The organism is Streptomyces sp. R44 (assembly GCF_041053105.1).
Classification (GTDB): domain Bacteria; phylum Actinomycetota; class Actinomycetes; order Streptomycetales; family Streptomycetaceae; genus Streptomyces.
Genome location: NZ_CP163444.1, coordinates 7,089,421 through 7,105,260, shown reverse-complemented (window position 1 = coordinate 7,105,260; position 15,840 = coordinate 7,089,421). Strand labels below are relative to the sequence as shown.

Below are 15,840 nucleotides of genomic sequence, written 5' to 3'. Positions count from 1 at the left end.
GGGTCTTTCGCTCAGTGCTCGAAGCAGGGGTCGAGGAAGGGCGGAGGCGTGTCGGGAGTGGTGCCGCGGGCGACGCGCCACCGGCGGTGCTCTTCGGACTCGGCGACGGCCTCGGCCACGAGCGTCGCCTGGCGGGCACCGCTCTGGTAGCCGCCGAAGTGGGCCACGGGGCTCCATGCGGGACTCACCGGCGGGACGGACTCGTCGAGGCCCTCGTACTCCGCGCTCGCGTGGACGATGCGGCCGCCGACGACGGTGAGGACGGACTCGATGTCGGGGATGACGTCCTCGGGCACGGTCAGGAAGTCGTCCGAGAGGATCGCGAGGTCGCCGTACCAGCCTTCCCGCAGGCTTCCCTTGACGTCCTGCTCGCCGGTGAGCCGGGCTCCCCCGCGGGTGTAGAGGTCGAGGGCGGTCTCCCGGTCGATCAGGGTGCCGGCCGGGGAGAGCGCCGTGCCGCCGACGGTCCTGCCGGTGACCAGCCAGTGGAGGGCGACCCAGGGGTTGTACGAGGAGACGCGGGTGGCGTCGGTTCCGGCGGCGACCGTCAGGCCCCGGTCGAGCATGGCGCGGACCGGCGGGGCGTGGGCGGCGGCCTCGGCACCGTATCGGTCGCGGAACGCGGTGCCCTGGAAGGACATGCGGTTCTGGACGGACAGGGCGCCGCCGAGGGCCGCGATCCGGTCCAGGCTGTCGGCCGAGACGGTCTCGGCGTGGTCGAAGAGCCAGCGGTTGCCGCCGGGGAACAGGCCTTCCGCCGCGAGCTTCTCGAAGACGGCCAGGTCGCGGCGGATCGTCTCGTCGTAGGTCGCGTGGAGCCTGAATCCCCAGCCGTTCTCCAGCAGGAGCCGGACGGCCTGCTCGAACTCGGGCTCGTACGACCCCAGTTCGGGGCGGGGTTCGGAGAAGTTCTCGAAGTCGGCGGCGGCCCAGGTCAGGTTCTCGCCCGCGCCGTTGAGCCGGAGCCACTCGTCGCCGTCGCCGGGCTTGACCATCTCGGTCCAGCGCTTGAGGTCGGCGAGCTCCTGCCCGGCCGTCTGCGGGAAGAGGTGGTAGGCGATCCGCAGCGACAGCTCGCCGGACCTGGCGAGGTCGACGACCGTGGCGTAGTTGTCGGGGAAGTTCTGGAACCCGCCGGCGGCGTCGACCGCCGAGGTCAGGCCGAAGCGGTTCAGCTCGCGCAGGAAGTGCCGCGTCGACGTCCGCTTGTCGGCCTCGTCGAGGGCCGGTGCCTTGGCCAGGGTCGAGTACAGGATGAGCGCACCCGGGGCGGCGAGGAGGACGCCGTTGGGTTCGCCGTCCCTGCCCCGTACGATCTGGCCGCCGCGCGGGTCGGGGGTCTCCCGGGTGAAGCCGGCGGCCTTGACGGCGGCCCGGTTCATCAGGGCCGACTGGTACAGGTGCAGGACGAAGACCGGGGTGTCGGGGGCGGCGGCGTTCAGCTCGGCGACGGTCGGCATCCGGCGCTCGGCGAACTGCTCGGCGGTCCAGCCGCCGACGACCCGGATCCACTGCCCCTTCGGGGTGCGGCCGGCCTGCTCGCGCAGCATCGCGAGCGCGTGGCGGAGGCTGCGTACGCCGTCCCAGCGGAGCTCCAGGACGTAGTTGAGGCCGCCCCGGATGACGTGCAGGTGCGAGTCGTTGAGTCCGGGGATCACCCGGCGGCCCAGGGCGTCGACGACCTTCGTGCCCGGCCCGACGAGGTGGGCGAGGTCGTGGTCGTCGCCGAGGGCCGCGACCCGGCCGTCGCGGATCGCGACGGCGCGGGCCTCGGGACGGTCGGGGTCGCCCGTGAACACCTTGGCGTTGCGGACGAGGAGATCGGCGTGCGCATGCTCCCGGCGCGGGGCGGGGACGAGGCCCGCCACCGGCATGCTGGTCGACGGCCCGGTCATGCGAGGGCCTTGCGCAGGACGTCGGTGGCGACGCCGATGGCGAGTTCCGCGCCCTGCGTCTCGCGCAGCGCGTTCAGCATGACGAAGTCGTGGATGACGCCCTGGACGCGCAGGGCGGTGACGGGGACGCCGGCGGCGCGGAGCTTCGCCGCGTACGCCTCGCCCTCGTCGCGCAGGACGTCGGCCTCGGCCGTGACGACCAGGGCGGGCGGCAGGCCGGTGAGCTGCTCGGTGGTGGCGCGCAGCGGCGAGGCGGTGATCTGGGCGCGCTCGGCCTCCTCGGTCGTGTACTGGTCCCAGAACCACTTCATGGCGTCGCGGCGCAGGAAGTAGCCCTCGGCGAAGGCGTGGTACGAGTCGGTGTCGAAGCTCGCGTCGGTGACCGGGTAGAAGAGGACCTGCTGGACGAGCGTCACGTCGCCGCGCTGCTTGGCCATGAGGGTGAGGGCGGCGGTCATGTTGCCGCCGACCGAGTCGCCCGCGACGGCGATCCGGGTGCCGTCGAGGTCCTTGTGGTGGCCCTCGCGGGCGATCCACTGGGCGACGCTGTAGTTCTGCTCGATCGCGACGGGGTAGCGGGCCTCGGGCGAGAGGTCGTACTCGGGGAAGACGACGGCCGCCCGGGTACCCACGGCGAGTTCGCGGACGAGCCGGTCGTGGGTGTGGGCGTTGCCGAAGACCCAGCCGGCGCCGTGGATGTAGAGGATGACCGGGAGCGGGCCGGAGGCGCCGCGGGGCCGGACGATCCGGACGCGGACGTCGCCGGTCGGTCCGCCGTGGACGGTGGTCCACTCCTCGTCGACGTCGGGCAGCGGGACGCCTTCACCGCTCTGGACGCCGTCCACGGCCTTGCGGCCGTCCGCGACAGGGATCTGGTAGAGGTACGGCGGCTGGGCGGTGGCGTCGGCGAAGGCCTGGGCGGCGGGTTCGAGGGTCGGCCGGTCCGTCATGAGGGGGTCTCCTTCGGAGGGGGTGCGGGGCGGGGGTTGATGGGTGCTCAGAGGCCGTAGGCCTCCAGGAGGCGCAGCCAGACCTCGCTGACCGTCGGGAAGGCGGGGACGGCGTGCCACAGCCGTTCGAGCGGGACTTCTCCGACGATGGCGACGGTGGCCGTGTGGATCAGTTCGGTCGCCATCGGGCCGGTGAGTGTGCAGCCGACGACGACACCCCGGGCCTCGTCGACGACGAGCTTCGCGTGGCCGCGGTAGCCGTCCGCGTGCAGCGCGGCTCCGGCGACGTCGTCGATGCGGTACTCCACCGCGCGCACGGCGACTCCGGCTTCGCGTGCCGCGCGTTCGGTGAGACCGACGCTCGCGATCTCGGGCTGGGTGAAGACGGCCTGCGGGACGGCGAAGCGGTCGGCCTCCGCACTCCAGGCCTGGCGGCGGCCGGTGTCGGCGGGGCGGCCCGCGGCGCGCTCGGCGATCGCCGCCGCGCAGGCGCGGGCCTGGTACTTGGCCATGTGGGTCAGCGGCGCACGGTGGTTGACGTCGCCGACGGCGTAGAGCCAGTCGCCGTCGAGGGCGGTGACGCGGCAGGTGTCGTCGACCGGGAGCCAGTCACCGGACGGCAGTCCGACGGTCTCCAGGCCGAGGCCGGCGGTGCGCGGGCGACGGCCCACCGCGGCCAGGAGCTCGTCGCAGACGAGGGTGGCGCCGTCGTCGGTCTCCACGGTCACGGTGCGGGTGGTCGCGTCGCGGGCGACCCGGGTGGCCGAGACCCCGAAGCGGATCGTGACGCCCAGGCCGGTGAGCCCCCGGGTGACCTCTTCGCCGGCGCACGGCTCCCAGCCGGTCAGCAGGGCCTGGTCCCGGACGAGCAGGGTGACGGAGGAGCCGAGCGAGCGCCACGCGGTGGCCATCTCGCAGGCCACCACTCCCCCGCCGATGACGACGAGCCGCCCGGGCACCGCGCCGGCCGTGGTCGCCTGCCGGTTGGTCCACACACCGATCCGGTCGAGCCCGTCGACCGGCGGCAGCGCGGGTTCCGTGCCGGGGGCGAGGACGACCGCGAGCCGGGCCCGCAGGGTGCGGACCGTGCCGTCGGCCCCGGTCACCTCCACGCGGCGCTCTCCGGCGAGCCGCCCGTGTCCTCGTACGAGGGTGATGCCGGCGCCGTGCAGCCAGTCGGCCTGACCGGAGTCGTCGCCGCGCCCGGTGAACCGGTCGCGGCGGGCCAGGACACGCTCCGGGTCGGGCGCCGCGGTCACCGCCTGGCGTGCCCCGTCGACCGACCGCGCGGCCTCCAGGGCGGCGGCGGGCCGCAGCAGGGCCTTGCTGGGCACGCAGGCACGGTAGGAGCACTCGCCGCCGACCTCGTCGGCCTCGACGACGACGGCGGTCAGCCCGGACCGGACGACCCGGTCGGCGACGACCTCACCGCCGGGTCCGCCGCCGACGACGACCACGTCGTACGCGTCCCCGTACGCGTCCTCCATCAGCCGCGTACCAGAGGGGTGTCGACGAGGTGCTCGGCCAGGAACCACACCTGCGCCTCGCCGGTACGGATGACGTCGGAGACGAGCAGGTCGGTGCTGCCCTCGTCGCCCTCCCCGGAGAGCCGGGCGGCGGCGTCCCGGGCGTCGATCAGGATCCGCTCGTGCGCGTCGAGGAGCCGCGACAGCATGACGGGAACCGGCTCCACGCCGTCCGGCGGCCGCGGGATCGACGTCAGCTCCGCGACGTGGCGCGGGTCTCCGACGGCGACGCCGCCGAGGCTCTGGATCCGCTCGGCCAGCGCGTCCACGATGGCCAGTTGGGCCTCCGCGTGCTTGTCCAGCATGAGGTGGAGCGAGTAGAAGGTCGCCCCGCGCATCAGCCAGTGGTGCTTCTTGTAGAGGGAGTACAGGATCTGTGTGTCGGCGAGTACGCGGTTGAGCCGCTGGCACGCGTACATGCGGGTGTCGTGGCCGAGGCCGATCGGCAGCTGCTTGAGCGTGCCGAACGCCTGGGTCTCGGCGCCCTTCTGGTGCAGCAGCGGCTGGCCGCCGCCGAGCGGGGGTGCGGTGGTGGTGTCCATCGACGACTCCTGGTCGGAGGGGAAGGGGGAGAGGGTCCGGCCGTCGGCACGGGCGGGGCGTGGACGACGACCGGACCCGGCTGCGCGGCGAGCGGTCAGTGCGCGCCGGGCGTGGCGGTCCGCGGAGCCGCAGGGGCGGTCCGGTGCAGGACGAGCCGGGTGAGGAGCCCGCTGCCGAGACCGGCGACGAGCGCGAGGGCGGCCCACCACAGGGGGTACGGGGTGAGGCCGAGGGCCGCGTCGAGGGACCAGGCGCCGGGTCCGGTGGCGGCGAGGGCGGCGGCGGTGCCGATGAGGACGAGCGGGTACTCGTAGCCGTCGTTCTGCACCCAGAGGCCGTTGTGCCACTTCACGGTGAGGGCGACCGTCATGACCCCGATGGCCCCGGTCGCGGCGAGCGGGGTCAGGAGGCCGGTGGCGAGCAGCAGACCGGATCCGATCTGGCCGCCGCCCGCCGCCAGGGCGGTGAGGGCTCCGCCCCGGAAGCCGTCGGCGCGGAACTCCTCCGTGCCGCCCCGCAGTCCCCTGCCGCCGAGATGCGAGCTGATCTTCTGCACCCCGTGGCCGGCGACGAGCAGGCCCACCAGCAGACGCAGGATCAGAATGCCGGTGTCCAAGGAGGTCAGCCCGCCGCGTGCGCGCCGATGACGCTCTGCGCGTACACGACACCCAGGCCGTACGCGCCCGCGTGGGCCTTGACGATCTCCATGACGTCGCCGTACGTCTCCTGGCGCGCCCAGTCGCGCTGCAGCTCCAGGAGCACCTGCACCCAGGTCACCGGCACCGCGCCGGCGGCGATCATCCGCTGGAGCGCGTGCTCGTGGGCGGCCGGGCTGACGCCGCCGGAGGCGTCGGAGACCACGTACACCTCGTAACCCTGCTCAAGGGCGGAGAGCGCGGGCAGCACCAGGCAGACCTCGGTCCACAGACCCGACAGGATGATCTTCTTGCGACCGGTCGCCTTGACCGCCGCCACGAGCGCCTCGTCCTCCCAGGCGTTCATGGTCGTGCGGTCGATGACCTCGTGCTTGGGGAACACCTCGGCGAGCTGCGGCAGCAGGGGCCCCGAGAACGACTCGGCGGCCACCGTGGTCAGAACGGCCGGCACGTCGAACGCCTGGGCCGCCTTGGCGAGACCCACGGTGCTGTTGATGATCGCGGCACGGTCGCCGCTGCCCGTGCCGAAGAACATCTGCGGCTGGTGGTCCACGAAGAGCATGACCGAGTTGTCGGGCGTCAGGAGGTCCTTGCTCGGGGCGGCCTGCACCTGGGCGATGTCGAACATGAGGGGTCCTTTCGGAGCGGTCGGTACGGTGCCGTCCGCACCTCGCGGCCCGGCACACCCGAAAACTAGGACCATCCGGCCCGACCGACTTTCCTCCCCGTGCCCAGGAGTTGGCACGACAGCGCACACCCCGCCCCGCACGAACGTCACGCCCGGCCGACCGGTCTCGTAGGCTCGGCCCCGACCACGAGGGGGCACGGGAGCTCGACGCGAAAGCCCTTCCGTGCCCGCTCCGACGGCTTCCGGTACGGGAAGTGATGCCGCCTCAGGAAGGACACACGGGATGGCGCATGACGACGACCACCGGACCACTTTCCTGTTCTACGCCCCGGAACGGGAACCGCATGCCTGGGCCCTCGACCTCGCCGGCCTGGGCGAAGCCCTGCGGGAATCGTTCACCGAGGTCCGGTACCAGGTCCGGGAGAGCCGTACCTCTCGTTCTGGGTGGCGACCGGCGACGGCACCGAGTACGACGGGACCGCCGCCGTCCACGGACGGGACTGCCTGATGCTGACCGACGCCACGGCCGGTGAGGCGGCCCGCTTTCTCCTCTGGCTGCGCGACGGCCACCTGCCCGCTCCCGACCGCGTCCGCTTCAGCAGCGAGCCGGCCGTGGAGCGGGGCATCGAGGCGGACTGGCGCCTGCCTGCCCGCGGGGACGCGGCGCTTCTGGCCGACGAGCTCCGTCACCATCTCACGGTCGCGGACGGGACCTGACGCGCACCGGCACAGCGATCCAGGTGCGTCAGGTCCCGCCAGGCCTCAGCGGTCGCCCGCGAGGTCCAGGGCGTCGCTGCGGGTCTCCTCGGTCGCTACCTCGACGCCCCTGGGGCTGCGCCACGGGCTCGGGATCGGGAGCGACACTCCGCGCCACCACGACTCCCCGGGCAGCTTCCCCGCGGGTTCGAACGGCTCGCCGGGGTGGGGGAAGGCCACCGCCTGGCCGGCCTCCTCGGCCGCGTCCCTCGTCCACTCACCCGGTTCCGCCCACGCGTGCGGAGCCAGGCTGAACGTGCCCCAGTGGATCGGCAGCAGCACCCCGCCCGGAGCGCCTCCCTGGAGGTCGAGGTGGGTCTGGACGCCCTCGGCGGGCGTCATGTGGATGTCCGTCCAGAACTCCGAGTAGGCACCGATCTGGATCATGGTGGCGTCGAAGGGGCCATGGGCGGCGCCGATGTCCTTGAAGCCGGAGAAGTAGCCGGTGTCGCCGCTGTGGAAGATCCGGTGGGCCGGTCCCCGCACGACCCAGGACGCCCAGAGCGTGTGCTGCTTGTTGCGCAGGCCCCGCCCGCAGAAGTGCCGGGCCGGTGTCGCCGTGAGCCGCAGGTCGCCGATCTCGGTGGACTCGTTCCAGTCCAGCTCGCGCAGCCGGGACGCGGGCACGCCCCAGTGCTCCAGGTGCGCGCCGACGCCGAGCGGCACCGCGAAGATCGTGTCCGTGCCGGCCAGCGCCTTGATCGTCGGCAGGTCGAGGTGGTCGTAGTGGTCGTGCGAGATCACGACCACGTCGACCGGGCCGAGCTCGGCCAGCGGCACGGGTACGGGGTGGAGCCGCTTGGGGCCCGCGAAGGGGAACGGGGAGCAGCGGTCGCCCCAGACCGGGTCGAAGAGGACCCGGTGGCCGTCGATCTCCGCGAGGACGCCGGAGTGTCCCATCCAGGTCAGGCGCAGACCGGTGGCCGGCGGCCGGGCCAGGTCGGCCAGGGTGGTGGGGTGGACGGGGATCGCGCCGGTGGGGGCTCGGCGCGCACGTCCCTCCTTCTCGAAGTAGATCTTGGCGAACTCGATGCTGGACCCGGAGGGGCCGCGTCGCGCCGGTTCGGGGTTCTGGAAGATCCCGTCCGCGAAGTTCGGCGAGCGGCGGATCCGGGCGAGGCGCTCGCCCGTGGGTTCCGCGCCGAAGGACTCGGGGCGCAGCGCGCGCAGCCGGGCCCGCGGCGAACGGTCGGAGCCGGTACCGGTCACAGGACCTCCTGATCTCTGGGGGTCGTTCCATTATGGGCGGCCCGGGACGGAGACGGCCGGGCGGTCGGCCATGCTGAAAGCCCGTTCAGTACGGCACTGCGGCCGGTGGTGAACCCGACACGCGCCGTGACCTTTGATGATCATGCTCTTGTCATGTGCTGTGTAGGCTGCAGAGCGTGGCGAGAGTGCGGTTGAGCGTGGCCGAGCGGCGGGACGAACTGCTGAGGGCCGCAGTCGAGCAGATCGAGGCGCGCGGTGTCGCGGCCGTCCGGATCTCCGACGTGGCCGCCGCGCTCGGGGTGAGCAACGCGCTCGTGCTCTACCACTTCTCGTCGAAGGAACAGCTGGTCGCCGCGGCCTTCGCGCACGCCGCCGAGGCCGACCTCGCCCGGCTGCGGCAGCTGCTCGGACGCCGCTCCACGGCGGTGCGGCGGCTGCGGGCCGCCGTCCGCTGGTACGCCCCCACCGGCCAGGCCAAGGGCTGGCGGCTGTGGATCGAGGGCTGGGCGGCCTCGCTGCGCGACCCCGAGCTGCGCCGGGTCGCCGCCTCCCTCGACCTGGAGTGGAAGGCGGCTCTGGCCCGGGTGATCGAGGAGGGGGCGGCCGCCGGGGAGTTCCGCTGCCCGGATCCGGCCGCGGCCGCCTGGCGGCTCACCGCCTTCCTCGACGGCCTCGCCGTACAGACGACGGCCTACGCCGGTGCCCTCTCCCGCGCCGCCCTGCTCCGCTGGGCGGACGAGGCCCTCACCCGGGAACTGGCCCTCCCGGCCGAGGCCGCGATGGCGGAGGCCGGGGAGGCGGGAAACGGCGAGAACCCGGCGGCCGGGGCCGGCGAGACGGGAACCACCGAGAACCCGGCGGCCGGGGCCGGTGGCGAGTCGCCGGTCTGATCCGACCGGCCCGCGGTCGGCGCGCGGGCCCGTCAGATCAGTTCGTAGACCGCCGAGACCGTGACCTGCTCCTCGATCTCGCCCGGAGCCAGCGGCACCGTCGGTTCGTCCACCGGCATCGTGGGGGCCGCGCCCGGTCCCGGGCGGACCGACTCCCCCTCGCTGAGGGAGACCAGCCGGCCGAGCCGGTGGCCGCTCAGCTGGGCGTGCTGCGAGGCCTTGTCGTACGCGTCCCGGTAGGCGGCCTCCCGGGCCTTCGCCCGCAGCGCCGAGGGGTCGGCGACGTCGAAGACGACACCGTTGACCCGGCCCGCGTTGCCGGTGGCCTCGTTGACGGCGCCGATGACCTGGCCGGTCCTGTCGAGGTCGCGGACCTTCACCGAGAAGGACTGCCCCGCCTGATAACCGGTCACCTTGCTGTCCCCGGCGGTGTTCTGGGTGTAGACCGGGGCCAGCGAGAGGTTGTCGGTCCGGATGTCCCGGTCGGCGATCCCCTGCTTGTGCAGGACGTCGAGGAGCGCCTCGGCGGCGGTGGTCTGCGCCGACATCGCCTCCTTCGCCGTCGGGCGGCTGGCCTCGACCCCGACGGACAGGATCGCCAGGTCGGGCGCGGCGGACGCGCGCCCGTTGCCCGTGACGGTGACGGTGGCAGTGGTTGGGGTCGTGGCCGGGTCCGGGGCGGCACGGAGGGCGGTCCGACCGGGCGCGGCGGCCAGGGCGGGGGCCGCGGTGCCGGCGAGGAGGCCGCCGAGCACGGCGGTGGCGGCGAGCAGACGGGCGGTGCGGGCGGCGCTGGGCCGGCGGAATCTCACAGGCGGTCCCTTCGGGGGTGGGTGCCGGGGCTCCGGCGGGCACATCCCAGCACCCGGCGCCGCCGCCTCCCGCGCGCCACTCCTGACCGGCGGCTCCCTTCACCTCTCCGCACCAACCGTGCCCTAGGTCTGGACGAGCGGCTCGTACTCCTCGGGCCGGAGCCCGAAGGTCCAGGCGACGCCCTCCCGCGCGGTCCGGGTCGTGGGCGGCACCCGCAGCCAGTACGTCCGGTGGGTGCCGTCCGGTTCGGGCGTGGAGTTGACGACCTCGACCATCACCACGTCCTCGTCGTCGGCGAGTTCGATCCGCCAGAGGACGCCCGTCTCGTCGCTGTGCTCGTGCCGGGCGCCGGAGGCGGCGAGGTAGCGGTCGTAGCCGTAGTACTCCAGCATCACCCGCCGCAGTTCGGCGTTCTCCTCCTCGCGTATCCGCTCGGGGGCGAGTCCGGCGAGGCCGGCGAGGAACTCGGCGGGCACCGGCATGCCCCGCCAGGCATGGAGGGCGAACCCGTCCGGGAAGGCGAGCGCGGGGCCGTCGCCCCGGTCGAGGCGGCCGGCCTCGTCCCGGTGGAGCTCGACGGGCCGCTCGCAGATCACGACGGCGTTCTCGTAGGGCCACCACCAGCCCGCGTGCTCGGCGGCGGTGACGAGTCCCGCGAGCCGTACGCCGTGTCCGTCGAAGGCGGCGAGCCAGGCCGCGTCGTGCTGCCCGAGGACGGCGTCGAGGAGCAGCAGCCGCACGTCGGCCGCGTCGGCGCCCGCCGCTTCCGTCACTCCCGCCCGTATCCGGTCCGCGAGGCTCCGCGTCAGGTCCCAGAGCTGGGCTCCGGTCGCCTGCCAGTGTGCTGCCCAGCCGGCCGGGCCGAGCGCGTCGTGGAGGCGGCGGCGCTCCTCGGCCCACGGCCGGGTGCGCACCTCGTCCCGTACCGAACGCCCCCGGTCCGCCAGGCCCCGTACGAGCGTGACGGCGGCGAGCGGCGAGTCCGCCCAGAGCACGCGCTCCGGAGGGACGAGGGCCGCCGAGCGGTAGGCGAACCGGACGCCGGCCTCGGCGGCGGCGCGGTCGGCGGGCCCGGTGGCGGCGGCGACGGCCGGCCATGTGTCCGCGGCGGTGGTGCGGTTCATCTCGTTCTCCCCCATTGCCCTTCGCTTCTCTCCGGCGGACATCAGTCCGCCACGATCCGGTACGCCCCCGGCACGTACTCCCGCTGCCGCACGACCCGGTACCAGCCCTTGGGCAGCGGTATCGGCGCGTGCTCCTCGTGCACCACCCGCCCGCCCTCGGGCAGTTCGAGCAGGAGCGGGCCCAATGGTCCCGGTTCGCGCACGAGCCGGCCGGGGCCGGGGATCGCGTGGGCGTGCCCGGTGACCTCGCCGAGGGCGAGGAGCAGGCGCCCCCGGGCGTCCCTCGGTTCCCCCGCCGCCGCCTTGGCCCGCTCCGGAACCGCGGTCTCCGCGACGGGCGCGATCAGCACGTCTCCCTGCCGGTACATGGCTCTCCCCTCCCCGTCCGGCACGTGCGGCCGAACACGAGAACGACGCTAGGGCCCGGCACTGACAATCGGTCCGGACACCACCCGGCGAAGGGCGTTGTCGGTGCGGCTTGGTAGAACTCTCTCCATCAGCCGACCCACCCCGACCGTTGTCTGGAGCACCGTCATGACCGTTGGCACCCACCTGCAGGAATTCCACGGCCTGCCCGTGTTCGACTTCCCGGGCGCGGACGCACAGGTCGAGCTGCCCGCGACGGACACGGTCGCCTGGCGGATCTCCGCCCCGACGTACTCCGATCCCGGCGACGAGCTGTGGGGGCAGCAGTTCGAGCGGTTCCTGAAGACGGTCGACCCGGGGCGGGTGCGCGCGCTGGTCGTCGGCGGCTGGGACGAGGCCTACGAGAACTCGTCCGCCGACATCGTCACCGCGCTGATCGGCGCCAACAACCGGCTGTCGGCCCTGGAGGCGGTGTTCCTCGGCGACATGACGGGCGAGGACTGCGAGATCTCCTGGATCATCCAGTCCGACGTGACTCCGCTGCTCGCCGCCTACCCGGCTCTGGCGGAGTTCGGGGTGCGCGGTGGCTCGGAGCTGGCGTTCCCGTCGATCCGGCACACCGGTCTGCGGACCCTGGTCGTCCAGACCGGCGGCCTGCGCGCCGAGGTGGTGCGCGGCATCGTCGGCAGCGACCTGCCCGCCCTGGAGAAGCTGGAACTCTGGCTCGGCACCGACGAGTACGGCGGCGACAGCACCACCGACGACCTGGCGCCGCTGCTCGCCGGCACGGCGTTCCCCGCCCTGCGCGACCTGGGCCTGTGCGACAGCGTGATCCAGGACGCCGTGGCAGCCGCTGTCGCGGGCGCGCCCGTCGTCGCCCGGATCGAGCGGCTCGACCTCTCCATGGGCGTGCTCACCGACGAGGGCGCGGCGGCCCTCCTCGACGGGCAGCCGCTGACCCATCTCGCCCACCTCGACCTCTCGCACCACTACCTGTCGGAGGCCATGTGCGAGCGCGTCCGCGCCGCGCTCGTCCCGCACGGGGTGACGGTCGACCTCGCCGACGCGCAGGTGGCGGAGGACGACGGCGACGGGGACGTCTGGCGCTACGTCGCGGTCGCCGAATGACCTCCGGCCCGCGCCCCGTGGCCGTCGGCGACCCGACGGACCGCCGAAGGTCGCGCCTCGTCGTCGTCGGCGATCCGGCGGGCCGCCGCGTCGCGTTCTTCCAGGACGCGCTGCGGACCGCCGGGCTGCCCGAGGCGCGGGCGGTGACGTGGCCGGACGTGCTCCGGGGCCGGGCGCGGTTCGAAGCGGGCGAGACCGTGCGGCTGGATTCCCCCGGCGAGGATCCGGAGGCGGACCGGCTGCTGCGCGGGGTCGACGATCCGGCCCGGGTCGAGGGCACCGGCCGCTGGTACGGGCGGTTCACCGCCGCCGTGGCGGACCTCGCCCGCTCCGTCGCCGAGGCGGGCGCCGTCCTCGTCGACGACCCCGCCGAGCTCGCGGTCCTGTTCGACAAGCGGCTGAGCCACGGCCGGCTAAGGACGGCCGGTGTCCCGGTGCCCGAGTCGCCGACGTCGGGACCCGGCGCCCCGGTGGTGCGCGGCTGGGCGGACGTCAGGACGCTGACCGCCGAGAGCGGTATGCGCCGGGTGTTCGTGAAGCTCGCGCACGGCTCCTCCGCCTCGGGGGTCCTCGCGCTGGAGACGAACGGCGCGGGCCGCGTCCAGGCCACCACCTCGGTGGAGCGCGCAGCCGACGGACGGCTCTTCAACTCCCTGCGGGTACGGCGCTACACGAGCGAGCGGGAGGTCGCCGCGATCGTGGACGCCCTCGCCCCCGACGGTCTGCACGTGGAGCGCTGGCTGCCGAAGGCCACGCAGGACGGCCGGGCCGCCGATCTGCGGGTGGTGGTGGTCGACGGGCGCGCCACCCATGCCGTGCTCCGCACCAGCCGCTCCCCCATGACCAATCTGCACCTGGGCGGCACCCGGGGCGATCTGGCCGCCGCGCGCACGGCGATCGCCGCGGCCGGCGGCCGCTGGGCGGACGCCCTCGGGGTGTGCGAGCGGGCCGCCGCCGCCTTCCCCGGCACCCGGTGCGTGGGCGTCGATCTGCTGCCCGCGAGCGGCTGGCGCCGGTTCGCGGTGGGCGAGGTGAACGCCTTCGGCGATCTGCTGCCCGGCCTCACGGGCCTGCCCGGCAGCGGAGCCGAGGGGCTCGACACGTACGGTGCCCAGGTCGCGGCGCAGTTTCCGCACCCCTACGAAACCAGCACCACAGGTACCAGCACCACAGGAACGAGCACCACGTGAACCAGCCCGACATGAACGCGATCGTCGGCAGCCACGATCTGCTCCTGGTCACCCTCGACACCCTCCGGTACGACGTGGCGGCGGAGCTCGCGGCCGAGGGCCGCATCCCGAACCTGGCCCGGCATCTGCCCGGCGGCGTCTGGGAGCGGCGGCACGCGCCCGGGAGCTTCACGTACGCCTCCCACCAGGCGATCTTCGCCGGTTTCCTGCCGACCCCCGCGTCGCAGGGGCCGCACCCCCGGCTGTTCGCGGCCCGCTTCGCGGGCAGCGAGTCGACCGCCGACGGCACATGGGTCCACGACACCCCCGACTTCGTCTCCGCCCTCGCGCGGGAGGGCTACCGGACGGTCTGCGTCGGCGGGGTCGGCTTCTTCAACAAGCAGCCACCCCTCGGCTCGGTACTCCCCGGCCTGTTCCGCGAGAGCCACTGGGAGCCCTCCTTCGGCGTCGCCTCCCCGTCCTCCTTCGAGTCCCAGGTCGCACGCGCCGAGGAGGTCGTCGCCGGCCTCCCCCGGGAGGAGCGCCTCTTCCTCTTCGTCAACGTGTCGGCGCTGCACCAGCCCAACTGGTTCCATCTGCCGGGGGCGACCCGCGAGGCCGGCGACTCCCGGGAGACCCACGCGGCCGCCCTGGAGTACGTCGACCGGCACATCGGGCGGCTCTTCGCCGCGATGAGCAGCCGCCGCCCCTGTTTCGCGATCGTCTGCTCCGACCACGGCACCGCGTACGGCGAGGACGGCTTCACCGGCCACCGGCTCGGCCACGACGTCGTGTGGACCGTGCCGTACGCACAGTTCGTCCTGCCCGGCCCCGAGGACGGTGAAGCCGCATGAGCCCGACCCCCCGCCCGTACCGCAGCTACGTCTACGCCTACCCGCACAAGACGGCCTACCGCGCGCTCCCCGAGCCCCCCGGGCTCGCCGCCCTCTGGGCCGCCGAGCCGAAGGACGCGCTCTCGCTCTACGCGCACATACCGTTCTGCGAGGTCCGCTGCGGCTTCTGCAACCTCTTCACCCGGATCGGCGCCCCGGACGAGCTGACCACCCGCTACCTCGACGCCCTCGACCGCCAGGCGACCGCCGTCCGCGAGGCCCTCGGCGACGCGGCACCGGTGCGGTTCGCCACGGCCGCGTTCGGCGGCGGCACGCCCACCTTCCTCACCGCCGCCGAGCTGGAGCGGCTCTGCGACATCGCCGAGAAGCGGATGGGCGTGGACCTGCGCGCGGTGCCGCTCTCCGTGGAGACCTCGCCGGCGACCGCGACCGCCGACCGGCTCGCGCTCCTCGCGGACCGGGGCGCGACCCGGCTCAGCATCGGCGTGCAGAGCTTCGTGGAGGCCGAGGCGAGGGCCGCCGTCCGGCCGCAGCACCGCGCGGACGTCGAGGCGGCGCTCGGCCGGATCCGTGACACCGGCGTGCCCGTGCTCAACATCGACCTGATCTACGGGATCGACGGTCAGACGGAGCGGTCCTGGCGGGTCTCGCTCGACGCGGCCCTCGCCTGGAAGCCCGAGGAGCTGTACCTCTATCCGCTGTACGTGCGCCCGCTGACCGGTCTCGGCCGGCTCCAGGATCCGGCGGCCGCCGACCGGGAGTGGGACGAGCGGCGGCTACGCCTCTACCGGTACGGCCGGGACCATCTCCTCGCCCACGGCTACGAGCAGGTGTCGATGCGGATGTTCCGCCGCGTGGACGCCGCTCCCGCGGGCCCGGACGACTACGCCTGCCAGACGGACGGCATGATCGGCCTGGGCTGCGGCGCCCGCTCGTACACCTCGGCCCTGCACTACTCCTTCGACTACGCCGTCGACATGCGGGAGATCCGCTCGATCATCGACGCGTACACGGAGACGGAGGACTTCTCCCGCGCGGAGGTGGGCCGGGCGGTGGACGGGGACGAGGCCCGTCGCCGTCATCTCCTCCAGTCGCTGCTCCAGGCCGAGGGCATGCCGGTCGCCGGGTACGAGGAGCGGTTCGGGTCCTCGCCGTTCGCGGACTTCGGCCCGGAGCTCGCCCGGTTCGCGGAGTACGGCTGGCTGGCGGACGCCCCGGCGGGGCTGCTGCGGCTTTCGCCCGAGGGGCTCGCGCACTCGGACGGGCTCGGCCCCGAGCTGTTCTCCCCCTCCGTGGCGGCCGCGATGGCCGCGTACGAAGCGAAGTAGGGGGC

At 73.9% G+C, this 15,840-nt stretch carries 16 protein-coding genes; 6 read left to right on the top strand and 10 right to left on the bottom strand.

Annotation, left to right across the window (positions count from 1 at the left end; translation table 11 throughout):
• Nucleotides 1-11: 11 nt before the first annotated feature.
• The 6 genes from AB5J54_RS33240 to AB5J54_RS33215 all read right to left on the bottom strand — a co-directional run bounded on the left by AB5J54_RS33240 (nucleotide 12) and on the right by AB5J54_RS33215 (nucleotide 6,198).
• Nucleotides 12-1,895: an amidohydrolase gene (locus AB5J54_RS33240; protein WP_369147616.1), complete on the bottom strand. Its 1,884-nt coding sequence runs from the start codon at nucleotides 1,893-1,895 to the stop codon at nucleotides 12-14.
• Nucleotides 1,892-2,845, bottom strand: a complete 954-nt coding sequence (locus AB5J54_RS33235; protein ID WP_369147615.1) for an alpha/beta hydrolase — start codon at nucleotides 2,843-2,845, stop codon at nucleotides 1,892-1,894. Before AB5J54_RS33235 ends, AB5J54_RS33240 begins: the two co-directional genes overlap by 4 nt.
• A gap of 47 nt (nucleotides 2,846-2,892) precedes the next feature.
• Nucleotides 2,893-4,332 carry an NAD(P)/FAD-dependent oxidoreductase gene (locus AB5J54_RS33230; RefSeq protein WP_369147614.1) on the bottom strand — a complete coding sequence of 480 codons (1,440 nt, stop codon included), beginning with the start codon at nucleotides 4,330-4,332 and terminating at the stop codon, nucleotides 2,893-2,895.
• Nucleotides 4,332-4,913, bottom strand: coding sequence for a Dps family protein (locus tag AB5J54_RS33225; protein WP_369147613.1), 582 nt, complete (start codon nucleotides 4,911-4,913; stop codon nucleotides 4,332-4,334). Before AB5J54_RS33225 ends, AB5J54_RS33230 begins: the two co-directional genes overlap by 1 nt.
• Before the next feature lie 95 nt (nucleotides 4,914-5,008).
• A complete protein-coding gene (locus AB5J54_RS33220; protein WP_369147612.1) occupies nucleotides 5,009-5,530 on the bottom strand; it encodes a DoxX family membrane protein in 522 nt (173 codons plus the stop codon).
• Nucleotides 5,531-5,535: 5 nt separating this feature from the next.
• Nucleotides 5,536-6,198 carry a hydrolase gene (locus AB5J54_RS33215; RefSeq protein ID WP_369147611.1) on the bottom strand — a complete coding sequence of 221 codons (663 nt, stop codon included), beginning with the start codon at nucleotides 6,196-6,198 and terminating at the stop codon, nucleotides 5,536-5,538.
• 444 nt (nucleotides 6,199-6,642) lie between these two features.
• Here AB5J54_RS33215 and AB5J54_RS33210 point away from each other — a divergent pair, with 444 nt between their 5' ends.
• Complete coding sequence (locus tag AB5J54_RS33210) at nucleotides 6,643-6,915, top strand: hypothetical protein (RefSeq protein WP_369147610.1); 273 nt, start codon at nucleotides 6,643-6,645, stop codon at nucleotides 6,913-6,915.
• A gap of 45 nt (nucleotides 6,916-6,960) precedes the next feature.
• Here the strand turns inward: AB5J54_RS33210 and AB5J54_RS33205 are convergent, their stop codons facing one another.
• Nucleotides 6,961-8,163, bottom strand: a complete 1,203-nt coding sequence (locus AB5J54_RS33205; RefSeq protein WP_369147609.1) for an MBL fold metallo-hydrolase — start codon at nucleotides 8,161-8,163, stop codon at nucleotides 6,961-6,963.
• A 176-nt stretch (nucleotides 8,164-8,339) separates the two neighbouring features.
• On the opposite strand from AB5J54_RS33205, the gene AB5J54_RS33200 reads away from it, so the two are divergent.
• Nucleotides 8,340-9,053, top strand: a complete 714-nt coding sequence (locus tag AB5J54_RS33200) for a TetR/AcrR family transcriptional regulator (protein ID WP_369147608.1) — start codon at nucleotides 8,340-8,342, stop codon at nucleotides 9,051-9,053.
• Nucleotides 9,054-9,085: 32 nt separating this feature from the next.
• On the opposite strand, the gene AB5J54_RS33195 is transcribed toward AB5J54_RS33200, so the two are convergent.
• The 3 genes from AB5J54_RS33195 to AB5J54_RS33185 all read right to left on the bottom strand — a co-directional run bounded on the left by AB5J54_RS33195 (nucleotide 9,086) and on the right by AB5J54_RS33185 (nucleotide 11,358).
• Entirely contained in the window at nucleotides 9,086-9,865 is a 780-nt protein-coding gene (locus AB5J54_RS33195; protein ID WP_369147607.1) for an SIMPL domain-containing protein, read from the bottom strand.
• Nucleotides 9,866-9,988: 123 nt separating this feature from the next.
• Nucleotides 9,989-10,990: a DUF6745 domain-containing protein gene (locus tag AB5J54_RS33190; RefSeq protein WP_369147606.1), complete on the bottom strand. Its 1,002-nt coding sequence runs from the start codon at nucleotides 10,988-10,990 to the stop codon at nucleotides 9,989-9,991.
• Nucleotides 10,991-11,031: 41 nt separating this feature from the next.
• A complete protein-coding gene (locus AB5J54_RS33185; RefSeq protein ID WP_369147605.1) occupies nucleotides 11,032-11,358 on the bottom strand; it encodes a hypothetical protein in 327 nt (108 codons plus the stop codon).
• Between the two features lie 166 nt (nucleotides 11,359-11,524).
• Here AB5J54_RS33185 and AB5J54_RS33180 point away from each other — a divergent pair, with 166 nt between their 5' ends.
• The 4 genes from AB5J54_RS33180 to AB5J54_RS33165 are packed head-to-tail and all read left to right on the top strand — an operon-like array spanning nucleotide 11,525 to nucleotide 15,835.
• A complete protein-coding gene (locus tag AB5J54_RS33180) occupies nucleotides 11,525-12,484 on the top strand; it encodes an STM4015 family protein (protein WP_369147604.1) in 960 nt (319 codons plus the stop codon).
• Entirely contained in the window at nucleotides 12,481-13,674 is a 1,194-nt protein-coding gene (locus tag AB5J54_RS33175) for an STM4014 family protein (RefSeq protein WP_369147603.1), read from the top strand. Before AB5J54_RS33180 ends, AB5J54_RS33175 begins: the two co-directional genes overlap by 4 nt.
• Nucleotides 13,675-13,685: 11 nt before the next feature.
• The gene (locus tag AB5J54_RS33170) at nucleotides 13,686-14,507 is read left to right on the top strand and encodes an STM4013/SEN3800 family hydrolase (RefSeq protein WP_369149541.1); all 822 of its coding nucleotides are present in this window, start codon (nucleotides 13,686-13,688) and stop codon (nucleotides 14,505-14,507) included.
• Nucleotides 14,504-15,835, top strand: coding sequence for an STM4012 family radical SAM protein (locus AB5J54_RS33165; protein ID WP_369147602.1), 1,332 nt, complete (start codon nucleotides 14,504-14,506; stop codon nucleotides 15,833-15,835). Before AB5J54_RS33170 ends, AB5J54_RS33165 begins: the two co-directional genes overlap by 4 nt.
• Nucleotides 15,836-15,840 lie beyond the last annotated feature (5 nt).